Genomic DNA, 638 nt, shown 5'->3' on the forward strand with positions numbered 1-638 from the left:
GCCGAGTAGCCAGGAGCCGTCACCGACTCCCGGCCCTCTAAGAACCGTACGTGCGGGTTTCCTCGCATACGGCTCAAGCCCCTCAAAGGCTCTGTGAACCCGGCGGTTTGACTCGTTATAAACAATTTTGCTTTCCACATTACGCCGCCAGCTGGTATCTGGCAAGATGGGCCCGGTCTGCCTTGCGATTGCTCCGCCCCTGTTGCCAGCGCTTGCGGAAGTAGTTGCCGCAGCCTGGTGTGTAAGGGGTGACCTTTGCCACGATTTTACTATGACGCCGGATTGGCAGGTCGCTCAATTTAAACAGGGTTACCCTTCGGATAATCCCCAGGGCGGTTCGGGCCTGACCAGTGAACACCCGTCTATAGCTGCCGTTGGGCGTGCGTTGTGGACGGGTATAGTGGCCGTAGAGCCAGTGTTTCTGACGGTTCTTGTGTCGCCGTCGCATCCACCACCACAGCGCCCGGTAGACCACGGTATCGATCAGGGCGAAAGTTGCCTTGGATACCCAGGGACGGTAGTAGTTGAACCAGCCTCGCAGCATGCGGTTGAGACGTGTGACGAGCTGGAAAGTGGGTAGCGCGACGCCGCGCTTGATCAGGGTGCGGATCTTTCCTGCGAAGGCCCGGACCTTGTCC

The 638-nt window shown here is 59.1% G+C and carries 1 protein-coding gene; it reads right to left on the reverse strand.

Annotated features, from left to right (window positions below):
• Positions 1-139: 139 nt before the first annotated feature.
• Positions 140-638: group II intron maturase-specific domain-containing protein (locus tag FDY93_RS19320; protein ID WP_281282521.1), on the reverse strand; the 499-nt coding region annotated here is incomplete at its 5' end.

It is taken from the genome of Microbulbifer harenosus (genome assembly GCF_005771435.1).
GTDB classification, from domain to species: domain Bacteria; phylum Pseudomonadota; class Gammaproteobacteria; order Pseudomonadales; family Cellvibrionaceae; genus Microbulbifer; species Microbulbifer harenosus.